Here is a 13,863-nt window from a genome sequence, read left to right as displayed (position 1 = left end):
GTCGCGACCCTTTCGCGTGCCGTCAGAACGAGCAATGCTCGTCGAGCCTTTGGACTGGAGGGGACGATGGCAATACCCGTGCTGAAAGTGCTGCAGCTGATCGATGGCAAAGGGCTACGAACCCTGGCTGCGTTACGGAAAGTGGGTGACCGTCGCGCGGATGCGGAACTCAGGCAGGCTTTGGCTGCGGCCTACAAAGATTCGCTTCACCAGCTGATTCTCGATCTTGATCGCGAGGCGCTCTATAGGCTGCTCCGCCGCCCATTTCGATGGAAGGAGCGGCGTTACTTCTCGCCGGACATTGCAAGCTACACGCAGGCGCAGATGGTGAGCTTTGCCCAGACGATATTTGTCCAGGGGGAAGTCCCTACGGAGTTCGGAAAAGAGTCCATGAGTTCCGAACTCAACCTGGACGAGCACTTCGTGCGCACTCCTGTGTCGGCGGCAGGGGCAGCACTCAAGAATGCCGCATCAAAGGGATTCGCGTCAGATGACGATGATGCGGGGCGTACGGTGGTCGCGCCAGCCATGGGGTATCTCATCGGTCTCTCGCAGGATTGGAGCAGGCCGCGCAACGTCAGCGCCGTTCTACGCGCGCTTGGAATGGAAGTTCCTGAGCGCTTGCGTGCTTCCCGCTTCCAGGAGGCCGTGCGTAAGTTGGTTGCTCTGGGAATCGAAATGTCTGATGTGGATTCTGGCAAGGTCCTGACTCCAAAGGACCCATCGCCAGGAGTCGAGGGCAAGGTGCGGCTGCGCAAGACTGCGCAGCCTTGACTCAGGCTTCGTCAATGCCGACCGCCTTGCGAGTATCTCGTTGGTTGCTCGCGTTGGCGCTCAATCCTTCGGGTCGCGAGTCGCCGAATGTGCCCGACGACTCGCGAGGATCGGTTGCTGCGAGCGTCTCGGCTCAGCGCTGCCCGGACTCCAGGCCCGGGCGGTCATCGAAGAGCTGGACCCAGCGCCCGTCGAAGCCACCGTTCGTCGGCGAGTACCAAGCGCCCGGCAGCCAGAAGCCGTGCTCCACGCCGTCCTTCGAGTCCGTGAAGCCCGTGTGGACGAAGTAGTCGTGCTGCCACCAGAAGGTCCCTGGCGACGTGCCGTAGCCACTCGCGCTCGCCCGCGTCCGGCCGCGCGAGTCCGCCACGCTGCTGGCATAGGCGTTGTCGTGGAACTCGCTGGAGCCACCGCCGCCGAAGTCGGAGGCGCTGTCGTTCAGCTCGAAGGTGCCGAGCAGCCACTTCTTCGCGATGTAGCCCTCACGGTCATCCTCGTTCTCGATGTCGCGCGTCTGCGGGAAGAAGCGCTGCATCCCCGCGCTCACCTCCGCCTGGCCCGCTTCGTTGACGATGGGGCTCTCCAGCCAGAAGTCGATGGGGGACGTGTCCTTCCAGTGCGTCGCGTAGCCACCGTATTGCCAGTGCGTGGGCAGGATGTCCGCCAGGTCCTGAAGCTCGTAGGTGATGCGCTTCACGTTGGGCCAGGTGACGGTCTTCCCGTTGTCGTAGCGGCTGGCCAGCGCGTCCGCCGTCGCATACGTGAGCGCCTGCGCGCCGAATGCCGCCACCGCGTCCGCCGAGCCCTCCGGCACGAAGGCATAGTGCACGTTCTTCTTGCCGTCGTTGTTGACCCCGGCCTCCGCCTTGCCCGCGCTCGCCATGCGGCCCGCGAAGAACGAGTAGGGGTCCGTGCAGAACCGCAGTTCCTGCCCGTGCGCCGCCGCCAGCTTGTCGGACCACTCCGCCTGCCAGATGAGCAGGTGCTTGCCCGTGGCCGTCTGCATGAAGTTGAGGTCCACGTGCCCCGCGCGGCGCACGACGTTGCGCTTGTGCTGCGTCACCACCGCGTAGGCCACGGTCTCTCCGCTGCCCGGATTGCCCACCACGTTCTGGACGAGCATCTCCACCCGCTCCCAGTCGTGGAGCTGGTAGTCCCCGGCCGCGTTCTTATCGAGCGCGTGATACACGTGGTAGATGAGGACGAGGTTCTTCCCACCGTCCATGAACTCGATGAGTGACGTGTACAGCGTCGGGCGGACCCGCCAGCCGGACCAGGCGCTGGGTCCCGTGCGAGACGCGTCGATGTACTGGGGGATTTGCTTCCAGTTCAGCTTGTTGTTCGAGAAGTTCCCATCCCGGTCGAAGTCGAAATTCGTCACCCAGTCGTAGCCGTGCCTGCCATCGTTTCCATTGCCTCGCTTGAGGACGACGGGCGCGTAGTACTGGAGGAACGCCTGTCGCTGCGCGGTCGTCAGCGACCAGGCCTGCGCCTGGGCCTGTGAGGGCCAGCACAGCGCGGCGAAGGTCAGCGCGAGCACTCCGTACAGGCCGAGCCCTCGATTCAATCGACACATCGGTGCATGTCTCGTGGTGTCTGGAGTCATGCTCCCGAGCAAACCATGACTCTTTCCATAACAATGCGAGGAAAACGAGAATAAGTCATTTTCCTAAAAGGAGGGTGACCTGCGTCGCTTGAAGCTTCACGAGGCCCATGCCAGGAACCGCGCATGCGCGACGACTCGACGGGTGGTGATGGAGGCGTGCCCCACTTGAGCCCGGAGGAGTTCCGGAAGCTCGGTCACCGGATGGTGGACTGGATTGCCGACTATCAGGCGCGGCTGGAGTCCTTCCCCGTGCGCTCGCAGGTGGCGCCCGGTGGCGTCGCGTCGAAGCTGCCCGCGCATCCCCCCGAGGAGGGGCTCGCCGGTGAGTCCGGCTGGGAGGACATCTTCAAGGACCTGGAGGACATCATCCTGCCGGGGCTCACGCATTGGCAGTCACCGTCCTTCTTCGCGTACTTCCCCGCGAATGCCTCCGGGCCCGCCGTGCTCGGAGAGCTGCTGTCCGCGGGTCTGGGTGTGCAGGGCATGCTCTGGTCCACCAGTCCCGCGGCGACGGAGCTGGAGACGCGGGTGCTCGACTGGCTCGCGGAGCTGACGGGCCTGCCCGACGACTTCCGCTCCACCTCCGCCACCGGAGGCAGCGTCATCCAGGGAACCGCGAGCGAGGCCACGCTCGTCGCCATGGTGGCCGCGCGTGAGCGAGCCCGTCGTCACGGCGCACCGGCTGACTCCGAGTGGGTGGCCTATGCGTCCACGCAGGCGCACTCCTCCGTGCTCAAGGCGGCCATGTTGTGTGGAGTGGCGCATGGCGCCGAGGACACGACGCATGTGCGGCTCATCGAGACGGACTCGCGCCATGCGCTGCGTGTCGATGTGCTGGAGCGCGCCATCCATGAGGACCTGTCCGCCGGGCGCAAGCCCTTCTTCGTGTGCGCCACAGTGGGGAGCACGTCGTCCGGCGCGGTGGACCCCGTGCGCGCGGTGGGCGAGGTGTTGTCCCGCACGGGTGTGAGCGCGGCGGGCGGCTGGTTGCATGTCGATGCCGCATGGGCGGGCTCGGCGATGGTGTGTCCGGAGCATCGTGGGTTGCTCGACGGCGTGGAGGTCGTCGACTCGCTCGCCTTCAATCCGCACAAGTGGCTGCTCACCAACTTCGACTGCAATGCCTTCTACACGCGGGACAGGAAGGCGCTGCTCGATGCGCTCAGCGTGACGCCGGAGTACCTGCGCAACGCCGCGAGCGCGAGCGGCGCCGTCGTCGACTACCGAGATTGGCAGGTGCCACTGGGTCGCCGCTTCCGCGCGCTGAAGCTCTGGTTCGTGCTGCGTCACTATGGCGCGCGAGGACTGCGGGCCCACATCCGTGAGCACGTGCGGCTGGGCGAGTGCTTCGAGTCCTGGGTGTCCGAGGACGCGCGCTTCGAGGTGGCCGTGCCTCGCTCCTTGTCGCTGGTGTGCTTCCGCTTGAAGCCTCTTTCTGGAGAGACACCCCAGGCCACCGACGCGCGCAATCGGGAGCTGCTGGAGCGGGTGAATGCCTCGGGCCAGATGTTCCTCTCGCACACCGTGTTGCCGGCGGTGGAGGGGGCACCTGCTCGCTACGTGCTGCGGATGGCCATCGGGGCTTCGACGACGGAGGAGCGGCACGTTCGCGCCGCGTGGGAACTCCTCGCCTCCTCTGTCGGCTGACGTCCGCGGGACACAGGGCCAGGGGGGCATCGCGCCAGAGGAGGCACGTCCGCGTGTCTCTTTACACGGCGTAATGAAATGAGGGGGGAGGCGAGTCGTTCTCTCGCCAATCCGACGCTGATTGTCTCGGTACCCCTCACCCCAAGTTGGGTTCCTCTGGAGTCTCCCGTGTCACGACGTGCCCTGTTCCTGCCGCTCTGCGCGCTGCTGGCCTGCGCCCATACCCAGCCGACCTCGCCTCCACAGACTCCTGCCTCGGTGGTGATTTCTCCCGAGGCCACCGCCGCCATGACGCGGGCCTGGATGGCCCAGAACGACGGGGACGCGGCGAAGGGACATGCCGAGCTGCGACAGGTCTGGGATGCGGGACACCAGTTCGAGGAGGTGGCTCGCGGCGCCGCGGACATGGCGGCGGCTTCGGGCGACACGGTCATGGCCATGACCTGGTTGGAGCGGGCCCTCGACAAGGGACTGTCCAACCCAGGGGGCCTGCTGCACGCCGAGGCGCTGGCCCCGCTGCGCACGTTGCCGGGCTACGACGCGTTGGTGGTGCGCGCTCGGAAGAATGCGCTGGAGGCCCGGCGCACCTGGGGCGTGGGCGCTGGACTGGAGCGGAGTTCTCCCAAGGAGGCGGGACTGTCCGAGCCCGCGCTGGAGGATCTGCTGAAGGCCGCCGAGAAGTCGGGCTCCGCGGGCCTGGTGCTGCTGCGCCACGGCAAGCTGGTGGGGGAGTGGTACTTCGGTGGAGAGACGCATCGCATCGAGGCGATGTCCGCCACCAAGGGCATGGTGGCGCTGGCCATCGGCCTGCTCATCGACGAGGGGAAGATTCCGTCCGTGGACACCCCGGTCTCCGCCTTCTTCCCCGAGTGGAAGGACGGCCTCAAGGGCAAGGTGACGCTGAAGCACCTGCTCAATCACACGTCGGGGCTGGCCTCGAAACGCACCGCCTTCGACATCTACGAGTCCAAGGACTTCGTGCGCTACGCACTGGACTCGGAGGTGGTGGACGAGCCCGGCAGCAAGCACGCGTACAACAACAAGGCGACCAATCTCATCGCGGGAATCGTCGAGCGCGCGTCGGGCGAGAAGATGGATGTGTATCTCGCGCGGAAGCTCTTCACGCCGCTCGGCATCCGTGACTTCCGCTGGGACAAGGACCCGTCCGGCAACCCCGTGGGCATGGCGGGCTTGCAACTCCATCCGGTGGACTTCGCCAAGGTGGGGCAGATGTTGCTGCAAGGAGGCACGTGGCAGGGGAAGCGCATCCTGAGCGCGTCGTATATCCAGGCGCTCGGCGGTGCTCCCTCTCAGCCGCACACGCCCACGGCGGGGCTGCTCTGGTGGCTCATCTACGAGGAGGGCATGTCCGTCACGCTCGGCACCGATGCGCTGGAGCAGGCCCGCCGCAATGGCTTCCCCGAGGCGCCTCTGGCCCGACTGCGTGAAATCGCGGACCGACCCATTCCGCAGGGCGCGTTCTTCGCCACCTTCGTGGAGAAGCTGGGAGATGCCTCGCTGCTCACTGCCTTCATGGAGAAGTCCGCTCCCCACAACTTCAAGCAGCACGTGGAGGGGCCGCCGAGCGGCTTCGCGGCGATTGGCCAGGGTGGGCAGCGCGTGCTGGTGCTGCCGAAGTATGACCTCGTGGCCGTGCGCATGTCGGACTCCGACGGGCGCGTCCCCGAGGACGTCCTGGAGTTCTCCGAGTTCACCGGCAAGGTGCTCGGCCTCGTCCGGCCCGCACCCGCCGCGCCCACCGCCCGCTGAGGCGCCTGCTCTCCTGCGTCCTCGCGGCCCGGACCATGTGGCATCATGCATTCGCTCATGGTGCCGCACCGTCCCGTCTCACTCGTCCTCAGCTATCAGTACCCGGGCAAGTACGCCTTCACCGTGCTCGCGGGCGCCGTCGAGTCGGACCCGGCGCTCGCGGAGGTGAAGCTCTTCTTCCCCCGCGACAGGGAGACGCTGCTCTCCACCGTGAAGGAGCGCGCCGACGCCGGTGACACCGTGGTGGCCGCGTGGTCCTTCTACTCGGCCAGCTTCGCCGTCTCGGCGGAGGAGCTCGCGTGGGTGCGCGAGCGGCTGGAAGGGCGCTCCGTCCTCTGCATCGCGGGTGGGGTGCACGCGACGGCCGAGCCCGTTCAGACGCTTCAGGCCGGCTTCGACCTCATCGCGATTGGGGAAGGGGAGTACTCGCTGCGCGAGCTGCTCGGCCGCGTGCAGCGTGGGGAGGACCCGCGTGACACGCACGGCGTGGCCCACCTGAAGGACGGCAAGCTGGTGCAGCATGGCCGGGGCGAGGGTGTGAAGCTCGACGACTTCCCTCCCTTCGCAGCCCGCAACGCCATGTACGGCGCCATCGAGATTACTCGCGGCTGCATCTATGCGTGCCGGTTCTGCCAGACGCCCTTCATGAGCAAGGCGCGCTTCCGTCACCGCTCCGTGCCCAACATCGCGCACTGGGCCCGGGAGCTGCGCCGCTCGGGACGGCGGGACATCCGCTTCATCACGCCCACGTCCATGTCCTACGGCACTGGCGACGAGACGATGAACCTGGCCGCAGTGGAGGAGTTGCTCGCCGCCGTGCGCGAGGCCATGGCTCCCGACGGGCGCGTGTACTACGGCACCTTCCCCTCGGAGGTCCGACCCGAGCACGTCACGCCCGAGGCGCTCGCGGTCCTCAAGCGCTACGTCCACAACGACAACCTCATCATCGGCGGCCAGTCCGGCTCCGAGCGCATCCTCCAGGCCACGCGCCGGGGCCATGACGTGGAGACGGTGGTGCGCGCCACGCGGCTCGCCGTGGAGGGCGGCTTCATCCCCAACGTGGACTTCATCCTCGGCCTGCCGGGCGAGGCGCCCGAGGACGTGGAGGCCACCGTCGCCCTCATGGAGCGGCTGGCGGAGCTGGGCGCGCGCGTCCACGGGCACACCTTCATGCCGCTGCCCGGCACGCCCTATCGCGACGCCGCACCCGGGCGGGTGGATGAGGAGACGCAGCGCAAGTTGGACAAGCTCGCCTCCCAGGGGCGGCTGTATGGCCACTGGAAGCAGCAGGTGGCGCTGGCGGAGGGCATCGCCTCGCGACGCAGGCCCCGGGCGGGCTGAGTCATCCAAACCAAGTGTTCGGGGAGCAATGCATGCGAGTGACGACCTGGGCGCTTTGCCTTGGGGCTCTGCTGTGGGCGTGCGCGACACCATCGAACGTGGCGCACAGCGACTTCGCGCCGTTGCCGGCGTACGACGTGTCGGCCGAGGAGTGTGCCGCGTCGGCTGAGGACGGTGGGTGTGTCGCTCTGTCGTGCGCGAGCGGCGAATGCGGGCTGTACCGATGCGAGGACCTCGCGTCGGCGCCGGTGGCATTCCGTGGGCCGATGCCGGCGGTGCCAGTCGCGTCCTCACAGCAGCGCCTGTGGGGCGCGGCTCAACCGCTCCCGGGCCGGGGTCCCGTGCTCGTCATCCCGTGGAATCGCGCGGAGGAGCTGCCGAGCCAGGCGCGCCTCCGGAAGGCCTATGCCGAGTGGGCCACCGTGCCGAAGGAGAAGCACCACATCTTCCCCCGAGCGCTGGAGGAGTACTTCACCGAGCGTGGCATCAACATCCATGAGTTCGCCCTGGCTATCGACGTGCGGCGTCATCGGGAAATACATGACGGCAAGGACGGTGGGCCATGGAACAAGGATTGGCGCGCCTTCATCCGGATGAAGGAACAGAAGGGCCGGAGGGCGATGAAATGGGAGCTGATGGAATACGCGGGCGTAATGATTCAGCGTTACAACCTGGTCGGGATGCCCATGTCGTATTGGACGAAGCTCGATGAGCTGTTCGCCGTGCCGGTTCGAGGAGCGGGAGGAAAGTGATGCGCTTCTTCGAACTGGATGAGGCCTTGGCGAGTCGCGACCCGATGTACCCAGGGGGATATGAGGCCCGCCGGACCTGGAAGCTGCCAGGGGCCGTGTGTCCCACTTGCCATGGCGAGTGGGCCACGCTGGGCCTCGACTATCCCACGGTCGACTTGACTGCACTGCCAAGCGAGCGGGAGTACCGCAAGGCTCGGCAGACGATGTGGGAAGAGTATGCGCGGCTCCGCGATGGAGTGGTGCCGTTGCTACCGGCGGGTGCGCTGGTGGAGCCAGCGCTGGGGCTTGGGCCTCTGGTGGGAAGGGCCCGAGGCAACCTGCCGCCACTCGTGCTCCAGGAATCGTGGCGACTGCTCGTTCACGGTGACGTTCTCCAGACGCTTGAAGACGCGCGGCTTACGGGCATCACGCCGGTGGAGGCGCGCATCAGCGGGAGCAAGCGTGGCCCGCTGTACGAACTCGAAATCATGCCGACAGGTCGGCTGGCACCTGAGTGCCAGCCGCGATTCTACGGCAAGGGGCCCTGCACCACGTGTGGCCTGCAGGAGTACGAGCTGCCCGAGCGGTGGTGGTTGGACGCGACGCACCTCCCATCCCTGGATCTTTTCCGCTTTGCCGTGACGCCGTGCCGCATCATGGCGAGTGAGCGATTCGTGGAGGTCCTCGGCGAGGTGCTGACCCGCAGTGGCGTGAGCACCGTGGAGGTCGCGACGAAGCCGCCGGAGACGTCTGCCCCCTGAACGGACTTGCTGGCTCCTTCACTTCGTCGGGCCCGCGAGCGCCCAGGCGCTTAGGATGGAAACGCGATGTCCTCCGACGAGACCCCTCCCTACTGGTTGCTCATCTCCGTCCTCTTCAGCTCCCAGCCGCTGACGCCCTCGCTCGCCATGACGCTGCACCAGACGGCGTACGAACTGCACGAGCGGGGAGAGGGCGCCAGGGACGTCGCCGGAGACATGCTGAGCGGCAAGGTGCGCAACCTGCGCAAGGACGTGGCGCTCGGCGGAATCGCCGGCCCAGCCTTCGAGGCGGATATCGAAACGGAGCGCGGCTCCGGCGTGGTGCGCTTCATCCTCACGCGCCAGGGCCTGGCGATGATGCGTCAGCAGCCCGCGACGCCGCCTCGCCCGAAGTACCTCAACTGAGGTGACGGGGGCCTGCTCGCCGGGCCCCTCGCTGCGCGAAGTGTCCGGTCATCCCCACCTTCGAGTCACGGGCGGAAGCCACCCTCGAAGGAGCGACACCCATGGACCCGAAGGAATATCTCCAGAAGTCACTCGGCATTCCGCTGGACCCCGAGAAGCAGAAGGACCCGGAGGCGGACGGCGACAAGGTCCCCGCGGAGGGACGCGCCGGATTCCTCAACGACATCACGGAGCAGGACGGAGGTCAGCGCACGGACGCGGGGCCCCCGTATGACGGCTCCGGGGACCTCCAGCAGGGCCAGCGCGCCGAGTACCTCAAGCGCGCCGAGAAGAAGACGAAGAAGCGCTAGCTCTCCAGCGACACCTTCGTGCGGTTGCCCATGTGGAAGATGGAGTTGCTCAGCGTCGCGGCGGACAGCTCCGCCAGCTCCATCATCACCTTCTGCTCCTCCGCCTCCTTGGAGCCCGCCGCCGGCGTGGACGCGGCCTGCGCGCCGTTCGCGGAGCCGGCGTCCTTGGCGACGGGGGGACGGCCCACGGCCGACAGGTAGGAGTTCAGCAGCCCGCCGTGTGAGGAGCCCCCCACGGAGTTGAGGGCCGACTGCACCACCAGGCCGCCCGTGGACATCGACGGGTCACCCGGGCGGTTCGCCGCCGACATCATGTTGTTGTTGTGCTGCTGCACCAGGGAGCCGAAGCCCGCGCGCGAGGACGCGGCGCTGGCCTGCGGCGTGGGGACCTGGACCCGAGGACCGGTGAGGTTGTTGATGCGGCTCATGGTGCGCTCCTTGGCGGTCCGAGGGCGCACGAAGCGCGATTCTCGGAGGTCTGCCCACATTATCGCCCGAAGGCCCCGGAAGTTGCGTCCCGGCGCGCGGAGCCTGCCTGCCCGGCGGAAAAACGACCGAAGGCCGCGGACTTACGGGCAGGTGCCCCCAGTCCACGGCCCTCGGATGGATCAGCGGAAAAAGGCGCCGACTAGAACTGGTGGGCCTCGGTGGACTCGTGCAGGGCCAGGGTGCTGGCGGAGCCGCCGGAGATGACCTCGGCGACCTGGTCGAAGTAGCCGGTGCCGACCTCGCGCTGGTGACGCGTGGCGGTGTAGCCGTCCTTCTCCGAGCCGAACTCGCCCTGCTGGAACTCGCTGTAGGCCGCCATGCCGCGGTCCTTGTACTTGCGGGCCAGCTCGTACATCGAGTGGTTCAGCGCGTGGAAGCCGGCCAGCGTGACGAACTGGAACTTGTAGCCCATGGCGCCCAGCTCGCGCTGGAACCTGGCGATGGTGGCGTCGTCCAGGTTCTTCTTCCAGTTGAAGGACGGCGAGCAGTTGTAGGCCAGCATCTTGTTGGGGAACTTCTCGCGGACGGACTCGGCGAACTTCTTCGCCTGGGCCAGGTCCGGGGTGCTGGTCTCGCACCACACCAGGTCCGCGTAGGGCGCGTACGCGAGGCCGCGGGCGATGGCGCAGTCGATGCCGCCGTTGAGGCGGTAGAAGCCCTCGGAGGTGCGGCCATTCTTCCGGTCGATGAAGGCGTGGTCGTACTCGTCCGAGTCGCTCATCAGCAGCTTGGCGCTGTCGGCGTCCGTGCGGGCGACGAGCAGGGTGGGCACGCCCATGACGTCGGCGGCGAGGCGCGCGGCGGTGAGGGTGCGGATGAAGTGGTTGGTGGGCACCAGCACCTTGCCGCCCATGTGGCCGCACTTCTTCTCGCTGGCGAGCTGGTCCTCGAAGTGGACGCCCGCGGCGCCGGACTCAATCATGCTCTTCATCAGCTCGAAGGCGTTGAGCGGGCCACCGAAGCCGGCCTCGGCGTCGGCGATGATGGGCGCGAACCAGTAGCGGTCGTTGCGGCCCTCGGCGTGGTCAATCTGGTCCGCGCGGCGCAGGGCGTTGTTGATCTTCTTCACCACGGCGGGGACGCTGTCCACCGGGTAGAGGCTCTGGTCCGGGTACATCTGCCCGGCGGAGTTGGCGTCCGCGGCGACCTGCCAGCCGGAGAGGTAGATGGCCTTCAGGCCCGCGCGGACCATCTGCACGGCCTGGTTGCCGGTGAGCGAGCCGAGCGCGTTGATGTATTCCTCGGTGTGGAGCAGCTCCCACAGCCGCTTCGCGCCGACTTCCGCCAGCGTGTAGCTGATGGGCAGGGTGCCGCGCAGCTTCAGCACGTCCTTGTCGGTGTAGTTGCGGGTGATGCCCTCGAAGCGTCGAGCGTGGAGCTTGGCGTGGGGAGAGGCATCCGGGGTCGTCGTGGTGGCGTCGTACATCGCAGGCTCCTCGGTGCGGCAGTGAAGGGTTGAAGAAGAACGAAGGTTCAGCGAGTGGAATCCAGCGCCGCGTAGGCGGGCAGGGTGAGGAAGTCCTCGAAGGTGGAAGCGGTGGACAGGCGCTCGAAGAGCTCACGGGCGCGCGTGACGTGCTCGGCGCCGTAGCGCTGCTGGACGCCTTCGCGCTCCAGCTCGGCCATCTCTTCACCCAGCAGCGTCTGGAACAGCTCGGGCGTCACCTTGCGGCCGTCGTCGAGCGAGGCGCCGTGGTGGATCCACTGCCAGACCTGGGCACGGGAGATTTCGGCGGTGGCCGCGTCCTCCATCAGGTTGTAGAGGGGCACGCAGCCCAGGCCGCCCAGCCACGCGGCGGTGTATTGAATCCCGACGCGGAGGTTGTGGCGCAGGCCCTCTTCGGTGCGCGTGCCGGAGGGGACCTTGAGCAGGTCGGCCTCGGTGATGCGGACGTCCTCGCGCTTGTTGGAGAGCTGATTGGGGCCCTTCATGTTCGCGTCGAAGATGTCGCGAGCGAGGGAGACGAGGCCGGGGTGGGCGACCCACGTCCCGTCGTGGCCGTTCTTCACCTCGCGCAGCTTGTCGGCGCGGACCTTCTCCAGGACGGCCTCGTTGGCGGCGGCGTCACCCTTGATGGGGATGAACGCGGCCATGCCGCCCATGGCGTGGACGTCGCGGCGATGGCAGGTCTGGATGAGCAGCTGCGAGTAGGCGTTGAGGAACGCCTTGTCCATGGTGACCTGGCCGCGGTCCGGGAGGACGACGCTGGTGTCGGACTGGAGCGTCTTGATGAAGCTGAAGATGTAGTCCCAGCGGCCGCAGTTGAGGCCGGCGGAGTGCTCGCGCAACTCGTGGAGGATTTCGTCCATCTCGAAGGCGGCGGGGAGCGTCTCGATGAGGACGGTGGCCTTGATGGTGCCGCGCGGGATTCCGAGCGTGTCCTGGGCGAGCAGGAACACGTCGTTCCAGAGGCGGGCCTCCAGGTGGCTCTGCATCTTCGGCAGGTAGAAGTAGGGGCCGGTGCCGCGGGAGAGCTGCTCGCGGACGTTGTGGAAGAAGAAGAGGCCGAAGTCGAAGAGGGAGCCGGAGATGGGCTTGCCGTCGATTTCGACATGGCGCTCGGGCAGGTGCCAGCCGCGAGGACGCACGAAGAGGACGGCGGGCTTGTCGTTGAGGGCGTAGTGCTTGCCGCCATCGGCGGTGAAGGAGATGCGGCGGCGGACGGCGTCGCGGAGGTTGAGCTGGCCGCGGACGACGTTGTCCCAGGTGGGGCTGTTGGCGTCCTCGAAGTCCGCCATGAAGACGTTGGCGCCCGAGTTGAGGGCGTTGATGATCATCTTCCGGTCCACGGGGCCGGTGATTTCGACGCGGCGGTCCTGGAGGTCCGGGGGCAGGGGAGCCACCGTCCAGTGGCCGTCCCGGATGGCCTTCGTTTCGGGGAGGAAGTGGGGACGCTCGCCCTTGCGCCAGGACGCTTGGACTGTCTTGCGGCGCTCCAGGAGCGCCTCACGGCGTTCGCCGAAGGAGCGCGCGAGGCGGGCGACGAAGTCGAGGGCGGCCGGGGTGAGGACCTCGGCGTAATCGGGGTGCCACGGACCCTTCACGGCCACGCCAGCGCTGAAGGCCGGGGTCTTCGAAGAGGGGGCATCCGAGGTCATCAAAAACTCCTTGGCATGCTGCGTTGTAAATCACTTCCAACGGGTCGGAAAATGGATCTTCCGAGGGAGGAAGGGAAGTGTCGGTCAATTTGTGCCTGCTCGGCTGTAATGCTGTCAACACCCGGCGGATTAAATCTGTAAATCAACAGACGTGGCGCGGGTTTGGAGGGGAGGGGGCGACGGCCGGGCGGCAGGCAATCAGCGACGCCAGATTGCGTAGGTAGGGATGCGGGCGCCAGGCGCCAAGGGGTTGCCCGCTCCGGGGAGGCAGGACATGGAAGCGATGAAGCGGTGCTCGGGATGCGCGGAGGAGATGAGGGCGGAGGCCGCGAAGTGCCCTCGCTGTGGGACTCGGGTGGAGCGGCTTCATCGGGGCGTGGAGGGGCGGGCGCTGACGGGCGTGTGCGCGATGCTGGCTCGGGAGCTGGGCATCGACGTGGCGTGGATCCGCGTGGCGCTCGTCGTCGCCACCTTGTTCTCTGGTGGCACGCTGCCCCTGGTGTACCTGCTCCTTTGGGGCTTCACTCCTTCGTCCCCCGTGGCACGGGCTCCGCTGCAGCGCTCCATGGAGTGGCTGTCGGGACTCGGTCAGTCCTCTGACGCTCCTCGCATGGAACGCCGGGTCTGAGGCACGGGGCCACGGACATGGTGAGCACGGCTCGCGGGCCCCTCGGCTCGGCGCGGGTCCCCCCGTCAGCGGACGGGGCCCCCCACGCCGGCCGTCCCGCTCCCTTGCGTCACTTGGCCTCCGTGCACACCGTCTTGCTCATTTCGGTGAGCACCGAAACGTTCGTCCTCGGGGACCCGTAGAAGCACCTCACCGCCTCGCACTCCATCCCGGTGTGCACGGCGGCTCGAGGACTCCGGATGCCTCCCCCACTGGACCCCGT

Annotated in this window: 13 protein-coding genes; 9 read left to right on the top strand and 4 right to left on the bottom strand. The window is 67.3% G+C overall.

What is annotated here, in order from left to right:
* The first annotated feature begins 66 nt into the window (after nt 1-66).
* On the top strand, nt 67-774 hold the full coding sequence (locus HUW62_RS07065) for a hypothetical protein (protein ID WP_176433955.1): 708 nt from the start codon (nt 67-69) through the stop codon (nt 772-774).
* A 133-nt stretch (nt 775-907) separates the two neighbouring features.
* Here HUW62_RS07065 and HUW62_RS07060 read toward each other — a convergent pair whose 3' ends face one another.
* Nucleotides 908-2,350 (bottom strand): hypothetical protein, encoded by a 1,443-nt coding sequence (locus tag HUW62_RS07060; RefSeq protein WP_255203289.1) that lies wholly within the window; start codon nt 2,348-2,350, stop codon nt 908-910.
* A 153-nt stretch (nt 2,351-2,503) separates the two neighbouring features.
* Between HUW62_RS07060 and HUW62_RS07055 the strand changes: the two genes are divergently transcribed.
* The 7 genes from HUW62_RS07055 (at nt 2,504) to HUW62_RS07025 (ending at nt 9,385) form a co-directional block, all read left to right on the top strand.
* Entirely contained in the window at nt 2,504-4,027 is a 1,524-nt protein-coding gene (locus HUW62_RS07055; protein ID WP_176433953.1) for a pyridoxal-dependent decarboxylase, read from the top strand.
* Nucleotides 4,028-4,195: 168 nt separating this feature from the next.
* Nucleotides 4,196-5,797 (top strand): serine hydrolase domain-containing protein, encoded by a 1,602-nt coding sequence (locus HUW62_RS07050; protein ID WP_368670358.1) that lies wholly within the window; start codon nt 4,196-4,198, stop codon nt 5,795-5,797.
* A gap of 57 nt (nt 5,798-5,854) precedes the next feature.
* Nucleotides 5,855-7,138, top strand: coding sequence for a TIGR04013 family B12-binding domain/radical SAM domain-containing protein (locus tag HUW62_RS07045; protein ID WP_163869080.1), 1,284 nt, complete (start codon nt 5,855-5,857; stop codon nt 7,136-7,138).
* 32 nt (nt 7,139-7,170) lie between these two features.
* Nucleotides 7,171-7,890, top strand: a complete 720-nt coding sequence (locus tag HUW62_RS07040) for a TIGR02269 family lipoprotein (protein ID WP_176433951.1) — start codon at nt 7,171-7,173, stop codon at nt 7,888-7,890.
* Complete coding sequence (locus tag HUW62_RS07035; protein WP_163868969.1) at nt 7,890-8,630, top strand: double-CXXCG motif protein; 741 nt, start codon at nt 7,890-7,892, stop codon at nt 8,628-8,630. The genes HUW62_RS07040 and HUW62_RS07035 overlap by 1 nt, the downstream gene beginning before the upstream one ends.
* A gap of 66 nt (nt 8,631-8,696) precedes the next feature.
* The gene (locus HUW62_RS07030) at nt 8,697-9,035 is read left to right on the top strand and encodes a hypothetical protein (protein WP_163868970.1); all 339 of its coding nucleotides are present in this window, start codon (nt 8,697-8,699) and stop codon (nt 9,033-9,035) included.
* A gap of 101 nt (nt 9,036-9,136) precedes the next feature.
* Entirely contained in the window at nt 9,137-9,385 is a 249-nt protein-coding gene (locus tag HUW62_RS07025) for a hypothetical protein (RefSeq protein ID WP_163868971.1), read from the top strand.
* Here the strand turns inward: HUW62_RS07025 and HUW62_RS07020 are convergent.
* From HUW62_RS07020 to aceB, 3 genes are all read right to left on the bottom strand, one after another.
* Nucleotides 9,382-9,813 carry a hypothetical protein gene (locus HUW62_RS07020; RefSeq protein ID WP_176433950.1) on the bottom strand — a complete coding sequence of 144 codons (432 nt, stop codon included), beginning with the start codon at nt 9,811-9,813 and terminating at the stop codon, nt 9,382-9,384. The two genes, HUW62_RS07025 and HUW62_RS07020, sit on opposite strands and share 4 nt — an antisense overlap.
* 200 nt (nt 9,814-10,013) lie before the next feature.
* Nucleotides 10,014-11,300, bottom strand: coding sequence for an isocitrate lyase (gene aceA, locus HUW62_RS07015; RefSeq protein WP_163868973.1), 1,287 nt, complete (start codon nt 11,298-11,300; stop codon nt 10,014-10,016).
* Between the two features lie 47 nt (nt 11,301-11,347).
* Complete coding sequence (aceB, locus tag HUW62_RS07010; protein ID WP_176433949.1) at nt 11,348-12,973, bottom strand: malate synthase A; 1,626 nt, start codon at nt 12,971-12,973, stop codon at nt 11,348-11,350.
* Between the two features lie 274 nt (nt 12,974-13,247).
* On the opposite strand from aceB, the gene HUW62_RS07005 reads away from it, so the two are divergent.
* Nucleotides 13,248-13,601 carry a PspC domain-containing protein gene (locus HUW62_RS07005; protein WP_240356893.1) on the top strand — a complete coding sequence of 118 codons (354 nt, stop codon included), beginning with the start codon at nt 13,248-13,250 and terminating at the stop codon, nt 13,599-13,601.
* Nucleotides 13,602-13,863 lie beyond the last annotated feature (262 nt).

Origin of the sequence: Myxococcus sp. AM011 (assembly GCF_013372595.1) — a bacterium.
GTDB lineage: Bacteria > Myxococcota > Myxococcia > Myxococcales > Myxococcaceae > Myxococcus > Myxococcus eversor.
Note: the sequence above shows the minus strand (reverse complement) of the source record. Positions and strands in the feature narration are given on the sequence as shown.

Bases quoted from the DNA above. Each gene is read 5' to 3' on its own strand.
- HUW62_RS07035 (WP_163868969.1), top strand. From the start codon at position 7,890: ATGCGCTTCTTCGAACTGGATGAGGCCTTGGCGAGTCGCGACCCGATG.
- HUW62_RS07060 (WP_255203289.1), bottom strand. From the start codon at position 2,350: ATGTGTCGATTGAATCGAGGGCTCGGCCTGTACGGAGTGCTCGCGCTG.
- HUW62_RS07025 (WP_163868971.1), top strand. From the start codon at position 9,137: ATGGACCCGAAGGAATATCTCCAGAAGTCACTCGGCATTCCGCTGGAC.
- HUW62_RS07065 (WP_176433955.1), top strand. From the start codon at position 67: ATGGCAATACCCGTGCTGAAAGTGCTGCAGCTGATCGATGGCAAAGGG.
- HUW62_RS07040 (WP_176433951.1), top strand. From the start codon at position 7,171: ATGCGAGTGACGACCTGGGCGCTTTGCCTTGGGGCTCTGCTGTGGGCG.
- aceB (WP_176433949.1), bottom strand. From the start codon at position 12,973: ATGACCTCGGATGCCCCCTCTTCGAAGACCCCGGCCTTCAGCGCTGGC.
- aceA (WP_163868973.1), bottom strand. From the start codon at position 11,300: ATGTACGACGCCACCACGACGACCCCGGATGCCTCTCCCCACGCCAAG.
- HUW62_RS07030 (WP_163868970.1), top strand. From the start codon at position 8,697: ATGTCCTCCGACGAGACCCCTCCCTACTGGTTGCTCATCTCCGTCCTC.
- HUW62_RS07055 (WP_176433953.1), top strand. From the start codon at position 2,504: ATGCGCGACGACTCGACGGGTGGTGATGGAGGCGTGCCCCACTTGAGC.
- HUW62_RS07005 (WP_240356893.1), top strand. From the start codon at position 13,248: ATGGAAGCGATGAAGCGGTGCTCGGGATGCGCGGAGGAGATGAGGGCG.
- HUW62_RS07045 (WP_163869080.1), top strand. From the start codon at position 5,855: ATGGTGCCGCACCGTCCCGTCTCACTCGTCCTCAGCTATCAGTACCCG.
- HUW62_RS07020 (WP_176433950.1), bottom strand. From the start codon at position 9,813: ATGAGCCGCATCAACAACCTCACCGGTCCTCGGGTCCAGGTCCCCACG.